Consider the following 17,543-nt stretch of genomic DNA (forward strand, 5'->3'; position numbering starts at 1 on the left):
AAGTGGGGCCAGATGTGGGAGCGACGTAAGTCGCGATGGACCACCGGGAATGCCCCATCGCGACTTACGTCGCTCCCACAACAGGTACCTCAGGCCGCAGTGGCGGCTTTGAGCCAGCGCTCGATGCCGGCGCGATCGCGCGCCTGCAGCAGTTTGGCCGCGCGTGCCTGCAGGTCCGACAGGTCGCTGTCTCGGATCGCCTTGCGCAGTTCCAGCAGCGTGGCCGGGTGCAGGCTGAACTCCCTCAGGCCCAGTGCCAGCAACATCGGGGTGAGCGCGGGGTCGCCGGCGATCTCGCCGCACATCGCCACCGGCACCTTGTGCTCCGCGCCGATGCTGATGACATGGCGGAGCAGGCGCAGCACGCCGGGATGCAGGGGGGAATAGAGTTCGCCCAAGGCCTCGTTGTTGCGGTCGGCCGCCAGCAGGTACTGCACCAGGTCGTTGGTGCCGATCGAGACGAAATCCACCACGTCCACGAAGCCATGGAACGCGATCGCGGCCGCGGGCACTTCAATCATCGCGCCGAGCTCGACCTGCCCGGCGATCTCGTGCCCCTGCTTGCGTAGTTGCAGAGTCAAGCGACGCACGCGGCGGCGCACTTCCATCATCTCTTCGCGGCTGCTGACCATCGGCACGAGGATGCGCACCGGCCCGTAGCCCGATGCGCGCAGGATGGCGCGCAGTTGTGTGTCGAAGACGCCGGCATGCGCCAGCGACAGGCGCACGCCGCGCAAGCCGAGCGCCGGATTTTCTTCGTCGCCGACGACGAGCCCGGTGCGGTCGGCCTTGTCCGCCCCCAGGTCGAGCGTGCGGATGGTGACGGGGCGGCCATTCATGCCAAGCACGAGGTCGCGGTAGACCTGGAACTGTTCGTCCTCGCCGGGCAACTCGCGGCGCTGCAGGAACAGGAATTCGGTGCGGTACAGGCCCACGCCGGATGCACCCAGTGCATGGGCATTCGCCACATCTTCCAGTGACTCGGCGTTGGCCCACAAGGCGATGTCGACGCCGTCGCGCGTGCGGCTGGGCTTGGAACGCAGCCGGCCGAGTTCGCGCGCCTCACGTGCCGCATCACGCAGGCGCTCACGGTAGCGACGCAGGTCCTCCGGATCGGGATTGACCACGACCTCGCCCGTGCTGCCGTCCACCAACAGCACGTCGCCATCGTTGATTTTCTGCAGGGCCTGCGCGTTGTTGACCACCAGCGGCAGGTGCAGGCTGCGCGCGAGGATGGCGCTGTGCGACAGCGTGCTGCCGGCGGCGGTGATGACGGCGACGACACCTTGCTGCTGCAGTTCCGCCAGCTCCGACGGCGCCACGTTGTCGCTGACCAGGATCTCGCCTGCCGCGCCGGGGGTATCGTCCGCGCGCTGGTGCAGGTGTGCGTGGATGCGCCCGATCACATGATCGAGGTCGTCCATGCGGCTCTTGAGGTAGGCGTCGTCCATGCCGTCGAAGACGGCGGCCAGGCGGTCGCGTTGCAGGCGCAGCGCGTAGTCCGCCGAATAGCGGCCGGTGCGGATCAGTTCGTCCAGGCCATGCAGCAGTTCGGGGTCGTCCAGCAGCAGGGCATGCAGGTCGAGGAACTCGCCCACCTCCTTCGCCAGCGCGCCATGCAGGCGCGCGCGCAGGCTGTGCATCTCGCGGCGGGTGGCGTCGACGGCGTCGTGCAGGCGGGCCAGTTCGTCATCGACCTGGTCCGGGCGGATGTGCTGCTCGGCGACATCCAGGACATGCGGCAGCCGGACCCGGGCGCGTCCCAGCGCGCTGCCGCGCGACGCTCCATGGCCCGGCAGCAGCGCCCGCATCAGGCGTCCTCGTCGAACCGTCGTTCGAACAGCGAAACCACTTCCTGCATGGCGGTGGCCTCGTCCTCACCCTCGATGCGGACGATGACCGGCGTGCCCTGGCCGGCGGCCAGCAGCATGACGCCCATGATGCTCTTGGCGTTCACTTCGCGGCCCTTGGCCGCCAGCGTGGCGTTGCAGCGGAAGCCGGACAGCGTCTGTACCAGCTTGGCGGTGGCACGCGCGTGCAGCCCGAGGCGGTTGGATATTGTGAGTTCGCGTTCAAGCATCGTCGTGAATGACTCCATTGCGTGCGCCGGCCGCAGCGGTGGCCGGCAGTTCGTCCAGTCCCTGTTCCGAATAATTCATCACGCGCAACAACATGGGCAGGCTGAGCGCCGAGACGCGGCGCACGGGCGTGCCCAGGCGCGCGAGCTTGCCGGCCAGGTTGCTGGGGCTGGCACCGTACAGATCGGTGAGCACCAGCACGCCATCGCCGCTGTCCACGCGCCGCAGCGCCGCGGATGCCTGCGGAAGCAGCGCGTCCAGGTCGGCGTCGAACGCCACCTCGAAGGCCTCCGCCTTCAAGGGAAGTTGCCGCAGCAGCGCGGTGGCGACCGCCAGGATCGCCGCGCCCACGCCAGGATGAGTTACAAGAAGAATGCCACAGGCCATGCCGGAACGTTAACAGACGGGCATGACGGGCTGGAAGCGGTGCGGATGGAACGGTAAGGGTTCCGGGGTGTCCGCTCCTTGACCTCGTAGAGCGGGGCTTGCTCCGCTGCTTTGCTGTACGAAGCGCCGGAAGGTGTCAGCCGGGCAAACTCGGCTCCACGAAACCGGGGATCAATCCAGTTCGCGGTGGAAGGTGGCGACCTCTTCCCAGCCCTGCTCGCGCGCATGCCGCGCCATGGTTTCGGCCAGGTAGACCGAACGGTGCTTGCCGCCGGTGCAACCGAAGGCGATGGTCACGTAGCTGCGGGTCTCGCCGCGCAGGCGGGGCAGCCAGGTATCCAGGAAACCGCTGACTTGGCCGACGTACTCCGCGACCTCCGGTTGGGCGTCGAGGAACGCCCGCACCTTGGGATCCCGGCCGGCATACGGGCGCAGTTCGGGATTCCAGTGCGGATTGGGCAGCACCCGCGCGTCGAACACGAAGTCGGCGTCGGCGGGCACGCCCCGCTTGTAGGCGAAGGACTCGAACAGCAGCGAGAGCTGCGTGCCCTTGTTGAAGGCGAACTCGGCGATGATCCGGCGGCGCAGCTGGTGGACGTTGAGTTGGCTGGTGTCGATGACGACGTCGGCCTCGTCCCGCAGGGGCTGGATGATCGCGCGCTCCTGGTGGATGGCTTCCTGCAGGGACAGTCCACCGTGGCCCAGCGGATGGCGGCGGCGGGTGTCCGAGTAACGCCGCAGCAGCACCTCGTCATCGGCATCGAAGAAGATCAGTCTGCCTTCCAGCCCCAACTGCGCCAGTGCGGCGCGCCACTGGGCCAGTTTGGACAGGTCGCTCTGGCGGCTGCGCACATCGATGCCGATGGCGATTCTGGGCGGCAGTTCGTCCTCGCGCATCAGGCTGCGGACGAAAGATGGCAACAGGTCCACCGGCAGATTGTCGATGCAGTAGTAGTCGAGGTCCTCGAAGGTCTTCAGCGCCACCGACTTGCCCGAGCCGGACAGGCCGCTGACGATCACCACGGTCGGTGGAAGTGGCGGTGTGGTGCCGTTCTCTTCGTGCGCGTCCACGGGGTTGTTGCCGGCCTGCGTCATGGCGTGCTGCGCTCCAGCAGGTTGCTGTGGCGCGCGATGAACATTGCGGCAGGGTCGATGCCCTTGGTGCGCAGGATGTGCAGGCGCGTCGCCGCTTCGGTGAGCACGGCCAGGTTGCGGCCGGGCATCACCGGCAGGGTGATCAGCGGCACGTCCAGGTCCAGCACGTGGCGGGTGCCGGAATCGCCGGTCAGGCGCTCGTAGCCATGCGGGTTGGGCTCGGTCATCGGCCGCGTGAGGTGCACGATCAGGCGCAGGTACTTGTTCTTCTTCACGGCGGTGTCGCCGAACATCTCGCGGACGTTGAGCACGCCCAGGCCGCGCACTTCCAGCAGGTCTTGCAGCAGCTCGGGGCAGGTGCCGTCCAGCACGTCCGGTGCGATCTGGGTGAACTCGGGTGCGTCGTCGGCCACCAGCCGGTGGCCGCGGCTCAGCAGTTCCAGGGCGAGCTCGCTCTTGCCGGATCCTGCTTCGCCGGTAATGAGCACGCCGATGGAATAGATCTCCATGAACACGCCATGCAGCGTGACGCGCGGCGCCAGCGTGCGTGCCAGATGGTAGGACAGATGATTGAGCAGTTCATGGCCGCGCTTGGGGGAGAGCCACAGCGGCGTGTCGTTCTCGTTTGCCGCCTCCCGCAGGTCCTCGGGGCAGGACTGGTTCTTGCTGATCACCAGCGCCAGCGGCTTGGCCTGCACGATCTTCTCGATGGTCTCCCAGCGTTGGCGGGAATCCAGCGAATCCAGCCAGGTTAGTTCCTCGGTGCCCAGGATCTGCACCTTGTTGGGATACACCGCGTTGAGATAACCGGCGAGCGAGGGGCGCCGCGACACGGTATCGCCGGATTCGAGTATCCGCTTCTCGCCTTTCTGGCCGGCCAGCCAGCGCAGGGCCAGCTTGTCCTTCTGCTGATCGAACAGTTCACGGGCGGTGATGCTGGTATTCATCATGCGGATGCGGCCGGCAGGAGGGGGTGCCGGGCCCGGGCAGCAACGCGCGCATCGACACCGTCGTCACGTTCGCATGCCGGGAGGCGGCGTCTGCCAGTGTAATGGCCCATCCGCAGGTTCGCGACCGCGTGGGCGCTTGGCGGCGCGCTACGTGCGTGTAGTGCGCGCCGCGATCAGTGAAGGCCGCTCCGCAGGGCGGAGCGACCTTGCGTGGCATCACGTGCGGCCGGCGTCAGCCGATCAGCTCGCCGCGCGCCGCCGTGCGATGGACGTCATTGCGCTTTTCCTTGTGCTTGACCAGCAGGCGGTCGAGCTTGTCGGCCAGGATGTCGATGGCGGCGTACATGGTCTGCGCACCGGCGTCGGCGTGCAGGGTGCGACCCGCCACGATGATCGTGGCCTCGGCCAGGTAATCGGGCTTGCGGGTTCCCAGCTGCGTACGGACCTCGAAGGGTTGCTCGAAGTGGCGTTCGAGCCGCTTCAGTTTGGTTTCGACGTATTCGCGCAAGGCGGGAGTGACTTCGATTTCATGGCCGTAAGTCTCGATACGCATGTTGCCTCCTTCGGGTCGGTAGAACCGCGCGCGGGGCGCGGATGGCGTGTCATGGAATGACAACGCGGACAGGGTCTGGGTTCCGGCAATCCTCCTCTGGCAGTTGTGATGGGAAGCGGTGCTTCCAGGATCAAAGATGGACCCGTCGGCGGCAACTATCAACCTCTGGCGCGTTCTTTTTCGCGCACTACGAGCAGGTGTGAAAAATGCGTTGCGCCGCCTTGGAACGCGGTCACGGAACCGGTGCGCGCCAAGCAGGATTCAGGCGATGCGCACGCGTTCGTGCGAAGAGAGGATGTTCAGTGCTTCGCGGTACTTGGCCACGGTGCGCCGTGCCACCGGAATGCCGGACGCCTTGAGCAGGTCCGCGAGCTTCGCGTCGGATAGCGGCTTGCGGGGATTCTCGGCGTCGACCAGCCGGCGGATCATCGCCTGGATGGCGGTGCTGGACGCTTCACCGCCGCCCTCGGTGTCGATGCCGGAGGCGAAGAAGGCGCGCATGGGAAGGGTGCCGCGCGGTGTACGGACATACTTGCGGGCGATGGCGCGCGACACGGTGGATTCATGCAGGCCCACTTCTTCGGCCACGTCGCGCAGTGTCAGCGGTCGCAGCGCCTGCTCGCCGAATTCCAGGAAGCCGGCTTGCTGGTGCAGCAGGCAGCGCATGACCTTGAGCAGGGTCTCGCCGCGCGCTTCGACGCTTTTCAGCAGCCAGCGGGCTTCCTGCAGTTGCGCCTTCAGGTAGCCGGCATCGCTGTCGCCGCATTGCCGGATCATCTGTTCGTAACCGCGATGGATCGCGATCCGCGGCAGCGTGCTGCCTGCGAGCGCGGCGCGCCACACGCCCCGCTGGCGCCAGACCACGCAGTCGGGCACCACGTAGGTGTCGTGCGAGAGGTCGCCGATCTGCGCCCCTGGCTTGGGATCGAGCGTACGCAGCAGGTGCACGGCCTCGTCCACCTCGGCGACCGGTCGCTTCATCTCCTGGGCGATGCCGGCCACGCCGCTGCGCGGCAGGCGCTCCAGGGCCGTGTCCGCGATCTGCAGGGCCAACGCCTTGCCCGGCGTGTCGTCGCTCAGCACGGCCAATTGCAGATGCAGGCATTCGCCCAGCGTCCGGGCTGCGACGCCCACCGGGTCGAAACGCTGCACCTGGTGCAGGACGACGAGGACGTCCTCTTCGTCCGCTTCGATATCCGGACGCAGCGCCTGCACGATGCCGGACAGTGGTTCGCGCAGGTAACCATCTTCTTCCAGGGCATCGATCAGCGTGGCGCCGATGCGGCGGTCGCGCGGGGAGAGGTGGGACAGGTGGAGTTGCCACAGCAGGTGCCCGTGCAGCGTATCGGCTTCGGCCACGCGTTCGGCCGGGCTGCCGCCGTCTTCGTCGTCGAACGAGCCACCGCCCGAGGAGGTCCATGGGCCTTCATCCGGCGACCAGTCGTCGCGATCATCGGGCGCGTCGCGTTCGGCTTCCCTGGGGCTTTCTTCGGGTGGACGATCATCCTCGGTGCCATGCGCGGGCGCGGGTTCTTCGTCGGCCTCGGTCCAGTCGAGCAGGGGATTGGTCTCCACGGCCTCGGTCAGCTCGATCTCGAGTTCGGCGGTGGACATCTGCAACAGCCGAATCGCCTGACGCAACTGTGGCGTCATGACCAGGTGTTGTCCCAGCGATGTCTGCAGGCGTGGCTTCATGTCCGACCCAGGAACCCGAAAGGCGGCCAAGAGCCGCCGACGGGATCACAGGCGGAAGGTTTCGCCCAGATAGACCCTGCGTACGTCCGGATTGGCCAGCAATGCGTCCGGGGCCCCCTGCGCCAGAACGCTACCGGCATTGAGGATATACGCCCGGTCGCAGATTCCCAAGGTTTCGCGCACGTTGTGGTCGGTGATCAGCACGCCGATGCCGCGGTCCTTGAGGTGTTTCACGATGCGCTGGATCTCGCCGACCGAGATGGGGTCGACGCCGGCGAAGGGTTCGTCCAGCAGCATCAGGCGCGGGCGGGCGGCGAGGGCACGGGCGATTTCCACGCGCCGGCGCTCACCGCCGGACAGGCTGGCGCCCAGCTGGTCGGAGACATGGGTGATCTGCAGTTCGTCCAGCAGCGAGGCCAGTTCGCGTTCGATGCCCGCGCTGTCCAGGTCCTCGCGCAGTTCCAGCACCAGGCGGATGTTGTCGGCGACGCTGAGCTTGCGGAACACCGAAGGTTCCTGCGGCAGGTAGCCCACGCCCAGCTTGGCGCGCTGGTACATCGGCTGCGCGGTGATGTCCTTGCCGTCCAGTTCGATGGTGCCTGCGTCCGCAGCCACCAGGCCGACGATCATGTAGAAGCAGGTGGTCTTGCCGGCACCATTCGGACCCAGCAGGCCCACCACTTCGCCCGGCTGCAGGGTCAGCCCGAAATCGGCGACGACCTCGCGCTGCTTGTAGCGCTTGCGCAGTCCCTTCGCGGTCAACATCAGTTCTTGCCCTGTGAGGGTGCCGCCGCCTTGGGCTGGATCACGGTCCGTACGCGGGTGCCGTCGCCGCCGCTTTCCATGTTGCCGGACTTGGTGTTGTAGACCATGCGCTGTCCGCTGTTGGAGCCGCGGTCGGACTTCACGGTGTAGTTGCCGATGAAGGTGATGGTCTCCGACTTCATGTCGTACTCGACGCGATCGGCCTGGGCATCCATCCAGCTGCCGTCGTCCATCTGCTGCTTCATCTTCACCTGCTTGCCGGTGAAGATGGAGCGTGAGATTTCGCCGTCGGCCATGTGGATCTCGGCAGCGTTGGAGCGGATTTCCAGCGACCCCTGGGTGACGACCACGCCACCGCCCAGCACGGTCTTGCCATTGCCTTCCATGTTGCCGGACTGGCTGCCGGAATCGATGGTCATGGCCTGGTTGCGGTCCGTGGACTTGGCCATGGCACCTGCGACGGGCAGCAGGAGCAACAGTGCGGCACTAGCGAGCAGAGCGCGGTTCATAGATGGATCTCACCTCGGATTTGAATGTGTAGTCCTTGGTCTTGAGGTTGGTCTCAAAACCGCGCCCGCTCAGTCTAGAGCCGGGCTGGGTAACCGTCACCACGTCATCGGTCTGCGCCACGTCCCGGTCCGGGAACACCTTCAACGTGTCCGTGCGGAATTCCGCCTGGCGGGTACCGCCCTTCGGTGACGTGCCATGCACATCGCCCTTCAGGCGCAATTCCTCGCCCTTCGCGCTGAGCCAGCCCGTCTTCGAGCGCAACTCCCACGACCGGCCTTCTTCTTCCGGAAGCAGGAACAGCGGCGTGGTGATGGTGTAGGTCTGGTCGTGCGGATTGCGCGCCATCTCGGGGGCACGCACCGCCACAGCCTCCTGGCCCTCGCCGTTCAGTGCGATCATCTCGAAGTCGCGCATCACGTAGTCCGATCGGTCGACCACCACGCGGTTGGCTGCGGGAATGTCGCGGTTCTTCCAGGCCGACCAGCCACTCACGATGGCGGCCAGCAGCAGGACCAGGCCCAGCGTGGTGCGCCAGCTCATGCGGTGCCGCCTTCGAAGGTGGGTGCATGGCCCTGTACGCCCAGCAGCAGGTCGCAAGCCTCGCGCGCCGCGCCTTGGCCTCCCGTCCGGCGAGTCCGCCAATGCGCGTGTCTGGCTGTCCATGGGTGCGCGTCCGCGGGTGCGATGGCCAGGCCTACGGCGGAGAACGGCGGTACGTCGGGCAGGTCATCGCCCATGAAGGCGACGTGCTCCAGGCCGATGCCGGCCGAATGGCACAGCTCATGCACCTTGGCCAGCTTGTCCTTGATCCCGGTGAAGACCTGCACGCCCAGCTCGCGGCCCCGGGCGACGGCAACCGTGCCGCCGCGGGCGGTGATGAAGGCCACTTCGATGCCGGCGCGCTTCAGCAACACCACCCCCTGGCCATCCTGGACGTGGAACGCCTTCTGTTCCCGCCCTTCGCCGTCCAGATACAGGCGGCCGTCGGTCAGCGTCCCGTCAACGTCGAAACACGCCAGCCGAATGCGCGCGGCACGGGCCAGCACGTCATCGGTCAGGTCATGGAGATGGTGAAGGGGCATGGGGACAGGATCGGGTGGGGATGGTGGCAACGCAAGGGTTCAGAGACGGACAACCCTGCGGGTTACACCACGCGGGCGCGCAACAGGTCGTGAATGTTGAGAGCGCCGACGGGGCGCTGTTCATCGTCCACCACGACCAGACCGCTGATCTTGTGGGTTTCCATCAGGCGCGCGGCCTCCACGGCCAACTGGTCCGCGCCGATGGTCTTGGGCGCGCGCGTCATCACCTCGGCGATGCGCGCGCTGCGGACATCCAGCGTGGGGTTGTCGAGCGTGCGGCGCAGGTCGCCGTCGGTGAACAGCCCGGCCAGGCGGCCGTCGGCATCGACGACCGCGGTCATGCCCAGGCGCTTGCGGCTCATTTCCACCAGCGCTTGGCTCAGAGTTGCGTCCACGTCCACGCGCGGCACTTCCTCACCGGCATGCATCACGTCGGTGATGTGCAACAGCAGGCGGCGACCGAGGCTGCCGGCGGGGTGGGAGCGGGCGAAGTCATCGGCGGTGAAGCCGCGCGCATCCAGCAGCGCAACGGCCAGCGCATCACCCATCGCCAGCGAGGCAGTGGTGCTGCTGGTGGGGGCCAAGTCCAGTGGGCAGGCTTCGGCGGGAACGCTGACGTCCAGATGCAGGTCGCTCTCGCGCGCCAGCGTGGACTGCGGCCGGCCGGTCATGCCGATGACGAGGTTGCCTTGGCGCTTCAGCACCGGCAGCAGCATCAGGACTTCATCCGACTCGCCCGAATACGACAGCGCCAGCACGATGTCGGCATCGGTGATCATGCCGAGGTCGCCGTGCCCGGCTTCGCCCGGGTGCACGTAGAACGCCGGCGTCCCGGTGGAGGCCAGCGTCGCCGCGATCTTGCGGGCCACATGGCCGGACTTGCCCATGCCGGTGCACACCACGCGGCCCGGGCCGGCGAGGATCGCGTGGCAGGCCGCCGAGAACGAACCGTCGATACGGGCCGCCAGAGCATCCAGTGCGCGCGCCTCGATCTCGATGACCCGACGGCCGCTGGCCGCCAGACTGGCGGGCGAGACGGCGGAGGGCAGGGGGGACGGCTGGGACATGCGGACGGGGCGCCGACGGGTAGAATGGCCGGGTATTTTATTAGGAAAGCCCGTTGGACGCCGAAACCATCCGTAAACTGATCGAATCCGGCCTGCCGGGCGCCCATGTCGACGTCCAGGGCGATGATGGCGTCCATTTCGAGGCGACCGTGGTGTCAGAGGCCTTCCGGGGCAAGTTGCCGCTGGCCCGGCACCGCATGGTCTACGCCACCCTGGGCGAACTGATGGGCGGTGCGATCCATGCGCTGCAGCTGCGTACGCAGACGCCAGAAGAGACCGGCGCCTGATTCTTCTGTCATCGGGGGCGCGTTCATGGGAATGAAGCGGGTGTTTGTCCTCTTGTGGGTCTGGCTGGCATGTGCAGACGCGGCCGCATTGCCAGCGATTCCGGACAAGGACGACGGCGCGATGTTTGTGGGCGTGCCCGAACCTTGGCGCGCTTACCTGGGCCAGGTGCGTGCGGCGGAGCGCATCGCGGACCCGTTGCAGCGTTGCCTGGCTTTCCCCGATCTACCAGTCAACCATTGGCCGGAAGGTCATGCGGCGGCGCATTGCCGACATCACTTTTTGATCGAGCGCCCCACGCTGGACGACATCGAGAGCATGGTCCAGCGCGGCGAGATGGCGAAGCTGGAGGCTCTGTTCGATGCCAGCCTGGGCCGCCATTACGCGGGCGAGCACTTCAGCGACGACATCCATGACACGTTCAACTACCTGCTGACGGCCAAGTCGAGCTCGGAACGTGTCGACGTCCTGAGCGAGGCGTGGCTGCAGCAGGCGCCGGAAAGCGCGTACGCGCACCTTGCGCGTGCGGCGTATTTCAACGGCGCCGCCTGGAAGGCGCGGGGCGGCAAGTATGCCTCCGAAACCCCGCGCGAGAACATGCGTCGCATGAGTGCGTTTGCCGAGCAGGCCATTCCGCACTTAGAGAAGGCGATCGCCATCAAGCCACGCCTGATCGCTGCCTACACCGGCATGATCGACATCGGCATGATGGACTCCCGGCCGGCATTGGAGGCGCGCGCGCGCCGTGCCGCCGAGGCGCTGGATCCCGCGTGCCCGGAACTGGCGAACGTGACCATGCGGTCGTTGAGGCCGCGGTGGGGCGGGAGCTACCGGGACATGCTGGTCCATGCCGGCAAGCTGTCCGAACTGGTAGCGCAACGCCCGCACCTTGCGATCCACCTGGCGCAGCCATTGGCCGACCAGGGCAATTTGCTGTTGGCGGAAGAGCCGGTACCGGAGGCGGCGCTGGAGGTGCTGGAAGCAGCGATCGCGATGGGCAGCGACGAGGATGCCCTGAAGAATGCCGGCACGGCCGCGCGGAATGTGCTGAGCGAACCGGCGGGTGGCGCCCGCCAGCTTGCCTACTTCCTGCAGGTGAGCCGGTTCCGCAAGGTCGACGCATGGACAGCGAGGGTCATCAGCTCGTTGCTGCTGTCGACGGAACCCGAATGGAGCCTCAGGTATTCGCTGCAGTCGCTCGCGCTGGAGCCCGACAACGCCAGCGCGCGTTTCTACGCGGGTGCCGCTTACCAGAACATGGCACGATACGACGACGCCGTGCGCGAGTTCGAGGCCTCGGCGAAGGACCAGGGGCTGAGACAGCAATCGTTGCGTGCGTTGGCGGAGATCCATCTGTTCCGCGACCCCGGCGTCCGTGCACGCAAGGCCAATGCTGAGCGCGCCAAGCCTTACATCGACCGGATCAACGCCGAGTACCCGGGTGACGGGCGCGTCCCCGTCTTTTTGTTCTACCACGACGTCATGGCCGAATCGATGATCGACGAGGCGGACGTCCGGGTGTTGCTCGCCAAGCTGGATCGGACCGATCCATGGCAGGCGCAGCACGCCGAACGGCTCGACAGAATGCTCGAGTCACCTACGGCCCCCGGCAAACGGCCGTAGCGCGGCCTGCAATTCTCCCTCCCTTTCCCAGAACCGAACCACACATGCAGAAGATCATCGTCACCGGTGGCAACACGCTCAACGGCGAAGTCACCATCTCGGGCGCCAAGAACGCCGTGCTCCCCATCCTGTGCGCGACCCTGCTGGCGGATGCGCCGGTGGAGATCACCAACGTGCCGCACCTGCACGACGTGGTGACCACGGTGAAGCTGCTGGGCGAGCTGGGCGCGGGAATCACCATCGACGAAGGCACGTTGGCGAAAGGGCGCGGCATCACCGTCGACCCCACCACGGTGAGCCGTTTTGTCGCGCCGTACGAACTGGTGAAGACGATGCGTGCCTCGATCCTCGTGCTCGGCCCGCTGGTCGCACGCCACGGTGCGGCCGTGGTGTCGTTGCCGGGCGGCTGTGCGATCGGTTCGCGTCCGGTCGATCAGCACATCAAGGGCCTGCAGGCGCTGGGCGCCGAGATCACCGTCGAGAACGGGTACATCAAGGCACGCGCGGCGCGATTGAAGGGCACCCGTTTCGTGTTCGACATGGTCACCGTCACCGGTACCGAGAACGTCATGGCCGCGGCCACGCTGGCCGAAGGCACCACGGTGCTGGAAAACGCCGCGATGGAGCCGGAGGTCACCGACCTGGCCGAATGCCTCAACGCGCTGGGCGCGAAGATCGAAGGCGCGGGCACCTCGCGCATCGTCATCCATGGCGTCGAGCGTCTGGGTGGCGGTCGCCATTCGGTGGTGCCTGACCGCATCGAAACAGGCACTTTCCTCGTCGCTGCAGCGATGACCGGCGGCAAGGTCACCGCGCGCAATGCGCGCCCCGACACGCTGGAAGCCGTGCTCGACAAGCTCACCGAAGCCGGCGCGAAGATCGAGACCACGGCCGACAGCATCACCCTGGACATGCAGGGCAAGCGTCCGAAGGCGGTCAGCCTGACCACCGCACCGTACCCCGCGTTCCCCACCGACATGCAGGCGCAGTTCATGGCGCTCAACTGCGTGGCCGACGGCGTGGGCGTGATCAACGAGACGATCTTCGAAAACCGCTTCATGCACGTCAACGAACTGCTGCGGCTGGGCGCGGACATCCGCGTCGAAGGCCACACCGCCATCGTGCGCGGCGTTGAGCGGCTGGGCGGTGCACCGGTGATGGCGACCGACCTGCGTGCGTCGGCATCGCTGATCCTCGCCGGCCTGGTCGCCGACGGTGAAACCACCATCGACCGCATCTACCACCTGGACCGCGGCTACGAGAACATCGAAGAGAAGCTGGGCGGCCTGGGCGCGAAGATCAGGCGTGTGTCGTGAGTAAGCGCGCCCCCACGCTTTCCGGGATCCGCACGCGCTTCCCGTTGCGCCGCAAGATCCTGCTGGGCATCGTCATTGCGCTGCTGGCGCTGGTCGCGTGGCTGCACTACACCGGCTCGGCAGCCACGCATGGCATCACCACCCGCGACATGGACTGGAACGGTGACGGCACGGTGACCCAGGGCGAGATCGCGCAGGCGGTGTTCTCGGTGGTGGTCGAGCAGACGCAAGACGGAAACCGGCAGTGCAATGCTTATGCGTGGCGTAACGGCAGCGGGACCATCCGTATGGACTGCAAGACGGTATTCCAGCCCGACGCGGAATAAAAAAAGCCCGGCGTTGCCGGGCATTTTCAATGCAGGAAGGCCTGTGGCGCGTCAGCGCCAGGACTTGAGCGTCAGGTCGATGGTGTCCTGTCCGTTTTCACGCTGCAGGATGCGCGCCGGCACCGGCGCGTCGGCCACGACCCAGACGATGGTCTGCTTGTCTCCGTCGGTGCGTACCACCTTGGTGGCGTCCTGCGGCTTGCCGCCGATGGTGATGCGCTCCTTGCCGGCAACCTGGTAGGTCATCGGCTTGGCGCGGCCGTTCTCCACCATGCGGTAGGTCAACGGCTTGCCCGCTGCCACGTCGCGGACAATGGCCAGGTTGACCAGCAGGGCATCCATGTCGCCTGCGGCCAGCTTCACCGGGCCGGCGCGGTCGGGTTTCACGTCGCCGCTCCAGGTGGCCTGGGCCTTCGACCAGTCATAGACCGTGTTGACGTTCTTCTTCTTGATCAGCAGGCGCGAGCTATCGCTGCTGCTGAGCGGCCGCATGCGGCCATCCTGCACGTCGAACACGGTCTTCTGGCTGAGGTCCACGGCCTGATTGCGCACGCTCAGCGAGTACTGCCAGCGGTTGCCGGGCTGTGGCGAGACCGACATCTGGCCTTCGCCCACCATGCCCAGCGCACTGGCGCTGTACTGCGCGGTGAAGGCCTCGACGGCCAGGGCGGGCGCACTGACGCCGGCGAGCAGCGCGGCAGCCAGCAACGTACGCGACATGGGGAATGCGGTCTTCATCATGTTCATGGTGCTCCTTGGTATTCGACCAGGCGGAGGTCCACGCCGTCCTGCCCGTTTTCCCGCTGCAGGATGCGCACGGGGGTGGGCACGCCATCGGCGACCCAGAAGATGGTTTCGTCGTTGCCGCCATTGGCCCGACTCACGCGCAGCGCGCTGTAGCTCAGGTCTTCGACGGTCACGTTTTCCGGTTCGGGCGATACGAGATACTGATATTCGCGGATACGTCCATTGTCCACCACCCGGTAGTCGAGCTGTTTCCCGGGGGCGGCATCGCGGATCACCGCCAGGTTCATCAGCAGCGCACTCATGTCACCCGCCTGAAGGGGCAGGGGTGCGCGCCGGTTCTTCTTGATGTCGCCCTGCCACTGTGCCGTGCGGGTGGTCCAGTTGTAGGTGCCCACCATCTTCTTGCCCATCAGCAGAGCGCGGCGGACCGTGGCCTGGCTGAGGGGGCGGAACTGCCCGTCGGGGGTATCGAAGACGGTGCTCTGCTCGATGTTCAGCCCAGCCAGCCGCGCGAAACCGCGCGTGCCCTTCACGTTCAGGTCGATCTGCCACTGGCTGCCCGCCTTCGGCACGACCTTCATGCTCGCACTGCCGGCCAGCTTGCCTTCGTTGTAAGCCTGGTAACTGGCCACGAACGGCTCCAGCGCCAGCGCGGGCGCGGTGGCACCGGCCAGCGACAGGCCGAGCAGCAGGGAGCGAAGAGTGAGAAGCATTGGAGGAGCAGGTCAGGGCAGCAGACGGTCGGCTGAATCTAGGGACAGGGCATTTAATAGCGGCTGACCGTGACAGAGCGTGATGTCGCCCTGTTCAGCCAGGTCGCCGCTGGCGGCCAGGCGCAGCACGGCCAGCAACAGGGCGTGCTCGCGCGGGAGCAGTCGTGCGGCCAGTGCTTCCGGGGTGTCGCCGGGCATGACGGGTACCCTCGCTTGGGCGATCACAGCGCCGGCATCCAGTTCAGGAATGACGAAGTGGACACTGGCGCCATGCTCGGTGTCGCCGGCCTCAAGCGCGCGGGCGTGCGTGTGCAAGCCGCGGTACTTGGGCAGCAGCGACGGATGGATGTTCATCAGCCGGCCGCGGAAGCGGGCGATGAAGGCATCGCCCAGGATGCGCATGTAGCCTGCGCAGACCACCCAGTCCGGACCGGTGGCGGCGACAGCGTCCGCCAGGGCGGCCTCGTATGCGGCACGATCCGGGAATGCCGCGGGTCGCGCGCTCCAGCGCAGTGCTGCCGGGACCAGACGCAGGGCAGGGGCGGTCGGCTTGTCGGAGAACACGCCCACCACTTCGGCGTCGAGGGTGCCGTCAGCAATGGCCTGCAGGATGGCCTGCAGGTTGCTGCCGCGGCCGGAGGCCAGTACCGCGATGCGCGCGGTCATGCCGTCACGCCGTGACGCTCGGCGCGCGCCAGTGGCCAGGCCAGCAACGCACCGACCGTGGCCAGCAGCATGTCGGCATGCGCGTCCCACCCATCACCCTGCTGGCCGTTGTAGGACTCGGCCGCCTCGGGCGACATGGTCAGCGCAATACCCCACTCCAGCCATTCGTACACCAGGCTCGTGCACATGATCAGCATCACCGCCAGCGTGAACGCCTGGGCCACCGATAGCCGTGGCCAGCGCTGGCGCAGCCAATGCCAGACGGCGGGCGTGAAGCAGACCCCATACATCAGGTGGATGAAACGGTCGAAGTGGTTGCGCTGCCAGCCGAATGCTTCCGCCGGCGACCAGCCCGTCGCGGCCTGCAGCCACGCGTCGTACGGCACATAGGAATACAGCCAGCGCGCGCCGATGCAGTGCGCCACGATGAAGGCGCAGATCAGGGCGAAATGCACCGGCCGCAGCGGCCAGCGGCGGTCATGCCACCACAGCCACGCAAGTCCGAGCACGGTCAGGCTGCTGTGCATGGCCTGTTCGACCGGCCACCGCGGCGCGATCCAGCTGGCGGCGAACACCGCCAGCGTCAGTCCGAAGACGACCCCCTTGCTGCGCGGCATGCCGCGCTCAGCCGATGCGGACGCGTTCGCCGCCGTGGGCGGTGACGACTTCACCGATCTGCCAGTGCGTCAGATGCAGGCGGGCCAGGTCCGACTGGACGGCGGCAAGCTGGTCCGGCGCGACCACCAGCACGAAGCCGATGCCGCAATTGAAGGTGCGCCACATCTCGGTATTTTCCACGGCGCCTTCGCGCTGCAGCCAGTCGAACACCGGCGGTAGCGTCCACGCGCTGGCATCGATCTGCAGGCCCAGGCCGTCGGGGATGACGCGGATGATGTTCTCGGTCAGTCCTCCGCCGGTGATGTGCGCCATGCCATGCAGGTCGTGCGCCTGCAGCAGTTCCAGGATCGGCTTCACGTACAGAGTCGTCGGCATCATCAATGCGTCGGCGAGCTTCACGCCACCGACGTCGACGTCCGCCGGCCGGCCGGCCCGGTCGTAAATGCGGCGGACCAGCGAGTAACCATTGGAATGCGGGCCGCTGGAGGCGATACCGACCAGTACGTCGCCCGCGCGTATCTTGGCGCCGTCGAGCAGCTTCGACTTCTCCACCGCCGCCACGCAGAAGCCGGCCAGATCGTATTCGCCCGGACCGTACATGTCCGGCATCTCGGCGGTCTCGCCGCCGATCAGCGCGCAGCCGGACAGCTCGCAACCACGGGCGATGCCGCCGACCACCGCAACCGTAGTGTCCACGTCCAGCTTGCCGGTGGCGAAGTAATCCAGGAAGAACAGCGGCTCGGCACCCTGCACCAGCACGTCGTTCACGCACATCGCCACCAGGTCGATGCCGATGGTGTCGTGGCGGCCCAGCTGCTGGGCCAGTTTCAGCTTGGTGCCCACGCCATCGGTGCCGGAGACCAGCACCGGCTCGCGATACTTGCCGGACAGGTCGAACAGCGCGCCGAAGCCGCCCAGGCCGCCCATCACCTCTGGCCGGAAGCTGCGCTTGACCAGCGGCTTGATGCGTTCGACCAGTTCATTGCCGGCGTCGATATCGACACCCGCGTCGCGATAGGTCATCGGGGTGGGGGCGGAAGGCGTCGGCTGGGTCACGGGCGGTCGTC

The 17,543-nt window shown here is 66.9% G+C and carries 21 protein-coding genes; 4 read left to right on the top strand and 17 right to left on the bottom strand.

Going from position 1 to position 17,543, the window contains the following annotated elements; all coding sequences use genetic code 11:
* Nucleotides 1–89: 89 nt before the first annotated feature.
* From ptsP to FB548_RS04950, 12 genes are all read right to left on the bottom strand, one after another.
* Nucleotides 90–1,811 carry a phosphoenolpyruvate--protein phosphotransferase gene (gene ptsP, locus FB548_RS04895; protein ID WP_142123595.1) on the bottom strand — a complete coding sequence of 574 codons (1,722 nt, stop codon included), beginning with the start codon at nucleotides 1,809–1,811 and terminating at the stop codon, nucleotides 90–92.
* Nucleotides 1,811–2,080: an HPr family phosphocarrier protein gene (locus FB548_RS04900; RefSeq protein WP_142123596.1), complete on the bottom strand. Its 270-nt coding sequence runs from the start codon at nucleotides 2,078–2,080 to the stop codon at nucleotides 1,811–1,813. Before FB548_RS04900 ends, ptsP begins: the two co-directional genes overlap by 1 nt.
* Entirely contained in the window at nucleotides 2,073–2,465 is a 393-nt protein-coding gene (locus FB548_RS04905) for a PTS fructose IIA subunit family protein (protein ID WP_142123597.1), read from the bottom strand. Before FB548_RS04905 ends, FB548_RS04900 begins: the two co-directional genes overlap by 8 nt.
* A gap of 171 nt (nucleotides 2,466–2,636) precedes the next feature.
* A complete protein-coding gene (rapZ, locus tag FB548_RS04910; protein ID WP_142123598.1) occupies nucleotides 2,637–3,560 on the bottom strand; it encodes an RNase adapter RapZ in 924 nt (307 codons plus the stop codon).
* Nucleotides 3,557–4,507 (bottom strand): HPr(Ser) kinase/phosphatase, encoded by a 951-nt coding sequence (gene hprK / locus FB548_RS04915; protein WP_142123599.1) that lies wholly within the window; start codon nucleotides 4,505–4,507, stop codon nucleotides 3,557–3,559. Before hprK ends, rapZ begins: the two co-directional genes overlap by 4 nt.
* 235 nt (nucleotides 4,508–4,742) lie before the next feature.
* The gene (gene raiA, locus FB548_RS04920) at nucleotides 4,743–5,063 is read right to left on the bottom strand and encodes a ribosome-associated translation inhibitor RaiA (protein ID WP_142123600.1); all 321 of its coding nucleotides are present in this window, start codon (nucleotides 5,061–5,063) and stop codon (nucleotides 4,743–4,745) included.
* Between the two features lie 261 nt (nucleotides 5,064–5,324).
* Nucleotides 5,325–6,758 carry an RNA polymerase factor sigma-54 gene (locus tag FB548_RS04925; RefSeq protein ID WP_142123601.1) on the bottom strand — a complete coding sequence of 478 codons (1,434 nt, stop codon included), beginning with the start codon at nucleotides 6,756–6,758 and terminating at the stop codon, nucleotides 5,325–5,327.
* Between the two features lie 45 nt (nucleotides 6,759–6,803).
* Entirely contained in the window at nucleotides 6,804–7,523 is a 720-nt protein-coding gene (gene lptB, locus FB548_RS04930; RefSeq protein WP_142123602.1) for an LPS export ABC transporter ATP-binding protein, read from the bottom strand.
* Nucleotides 7,523–8,032 carry a lipopolysaccharide transport periplasmic protein LptA gene (gene lptA, locus FB548_RS04935; RefSeq protein ID WP_142123603.1) on the bottom strand — a complete coding sequence of 170 codons (510 nt, stop codon included), beginning with the start codon at nucleotides 8,030–8,032 and terminating at the stop codon, nucleotides 7,523–7,525. Before lptA ends, lptB begins: the two co-directional genes overlap by 1 nt.
* A complete protein-coding gene (gene lptC, locus FB548_RS04940; RefSeq protein ID WP_142123604.1) occupies nucleotides 8,010–8,573 on the bottom strand; it encodes an LPS export ABC transporter periplasmic protein LptC in 564 nt (187 codons plus the stop codon). Before lptC ends, lptA begins: the two co-directional genes overlap by 23 nt.
* Nucleotides 8,570–9,115, bottom strand: a complete 546-nt coding sequence (locus FB548_RS04945; protein ID WP_142123605.1) for an HAD hydrolase family protein — start codon at nucleotides 9,113–9,115, stop codon at nucleotides 8,570–8,572. Before FB548_RS04945 ends, lptC begins: the two co-directional genes overlap by 4 nt.
* A 62-nt stretch (nucleotides 9,116–9,177) precedes the next feature.
* Nucleotides 9,178–10,182 (bottom strand): KpsF/GutQ family sugar-phosphate isomerase, encoded by a 1,005-nt coding sequence (locus FB548_RS04950; protein ID WP_142123606.1) that lies wholly within the window; start codon nucleotides 10,180–10,182, stop codon nucleotides 9,178–9,180.
* A gap of 53 nt (nucleotides 10,183–10,235) precedes the next feature.
* Between FB548_RS04950 and FB548_RS04955 the strand changes: the two genes are divergently transcribed.
* Genes FB548_RS04955 through FB548_RS04970 form a run of 4 tightly spaced genes read left to right on the top strand, consistent with a single transcriptional unit; the run spans nucleotide 10,236 to nucleotide 13,732 of the window.
* Complete coding sequence (locus FB548_RS04955) at nucleotides 10,236–10,469, top strand: BolA family protein (RefSeq protein ID WP_142123607.1); 234 nt, start codon at nucleotides 10,236–10,238, stop codon at nucleotides 10,467–10,469.
* Between the two features lie 40 nt (nucleotides 10,470–10,509).
* On the top strand, nucleotides 10,510–12,090 hold the full coding sequence (locus tag FB548_RS04960) for a DUF4034 domain-containing protein (protein WP_185741980.1): 1,581 nt from the start codon (nucleotides 10,510–10,512) through the stop codon (nucleotides 12,088–12,090).
* Between the two features lie 44 nt (nucleotides 12,091–12,134).
* Nucleotides 12,135–13,406: a UDP-N-acetylglucosamine 1-carboxyvinyltransferase gene (murA, locus tag FB548_RS04965; protein ID WP_142123609.1), complete on the top strand. Its 1,272-nt coding sequence runs from the start codon at nucleotides 12,135–12,137 to the stop codon at nucleotides 13,404–13,406.
* Nucleotides 13,403–13,732: an EF-hand domain-containing protein gene (locus tag FB548_RS04970; protein WP_142123610.1), complete on the top strand. Its 330-nt coding sequence runs from the start codon at nucleotides 13,403–13,405 to the stop codon at nucleotides 13,730–13,732. The genes murA and FB548_RS04970 overlap by 4 nt, the downstream gene beginning before the upstream one ends.
* Nucleotides 13,733–13,783: 51 nt before the next feature.
* Here the strand turns inward: FB548_RS04970 and FB548_RS04975 are convergent, their stop codons facing one another.
* Genes FB548_RS04975 through purM form a run of 5 tightly spaced genes read right to left on the bottom strand, consistent with a single transcriptional unit; the run spans nucleotide 13,784 to nucleotide 17,499 of the window.
* A complete protein-coding gene (locus FB548_RS04975; protein ID WP_142124113.1) occupies nucleotides 13,784–14,473 on the bottom strand; it encodes a DUF3108 domain-containing protein in 690 nt (229 codons plus the stop codon).
* A 2-nt stretch (nucleotides 14,474–14,475) separates the two neighbouring features.
* Entirely contained in the window at nucleotides 14,476–15,192 is a 717-nt protein-coding gene (locus tag FB548_RS04980; protein ID WP_142123611.1) for a DUF3108 domain-containing protein, read from the bottom strand.
* Between the two features lie 12 nt (nucleotides 15,193–15,204).
* A complete protein-coding gene (gene purN / locus FB548_RS04985) occupies nucleotides 15,205–15,858 on the bottom strand; it encodes a phosphoribosylglycinamide formyltransferase (protein WP_142123612.1) in 654 nt (217 codons plus the stop codon).
* Entirely contained in the window at nucleotides 15,855–16,475 is a 621-nt protein-coding gene (locus tag FB548_RS04990; protein ID WP_142123613.1) for a DUF2238 domain-containing protein, read from the bottom strand. The genes purN and FB548_RS04990 overlap by 4 nt, the downstream gene beginning before the upstream one ends.
* Before the next feature lie 7 nt (nucleotides 16,476–16,482).
* Nucleotides 16,483–17,499: a phosphoribosylformylglycinamidine cyclo-ligase gene (gene purM / locus FB548_RS04995; protein WP_185741981.1), complete on the bottom strand. Its 1,017-nt coding sequence runs from the start codon at nucleotides 17,497–17,499 to the stop codon at nucleotides 16,483–16,485.
* Nucleotides 17,500–17,543 lie beyond the last annotated feature (44 nt).

The sequence above is a fragment of the Pseudoxanthomonas sp. 3HH-4 genome, from assembly GCF_006716465.1.
Taxonomy (GTDB): Bacteria; Pseudomonadota; Gammaproteobacteria; order Xanthomonadales; family Xanthomonadaceae; genus Pseudoxanthomonas_A.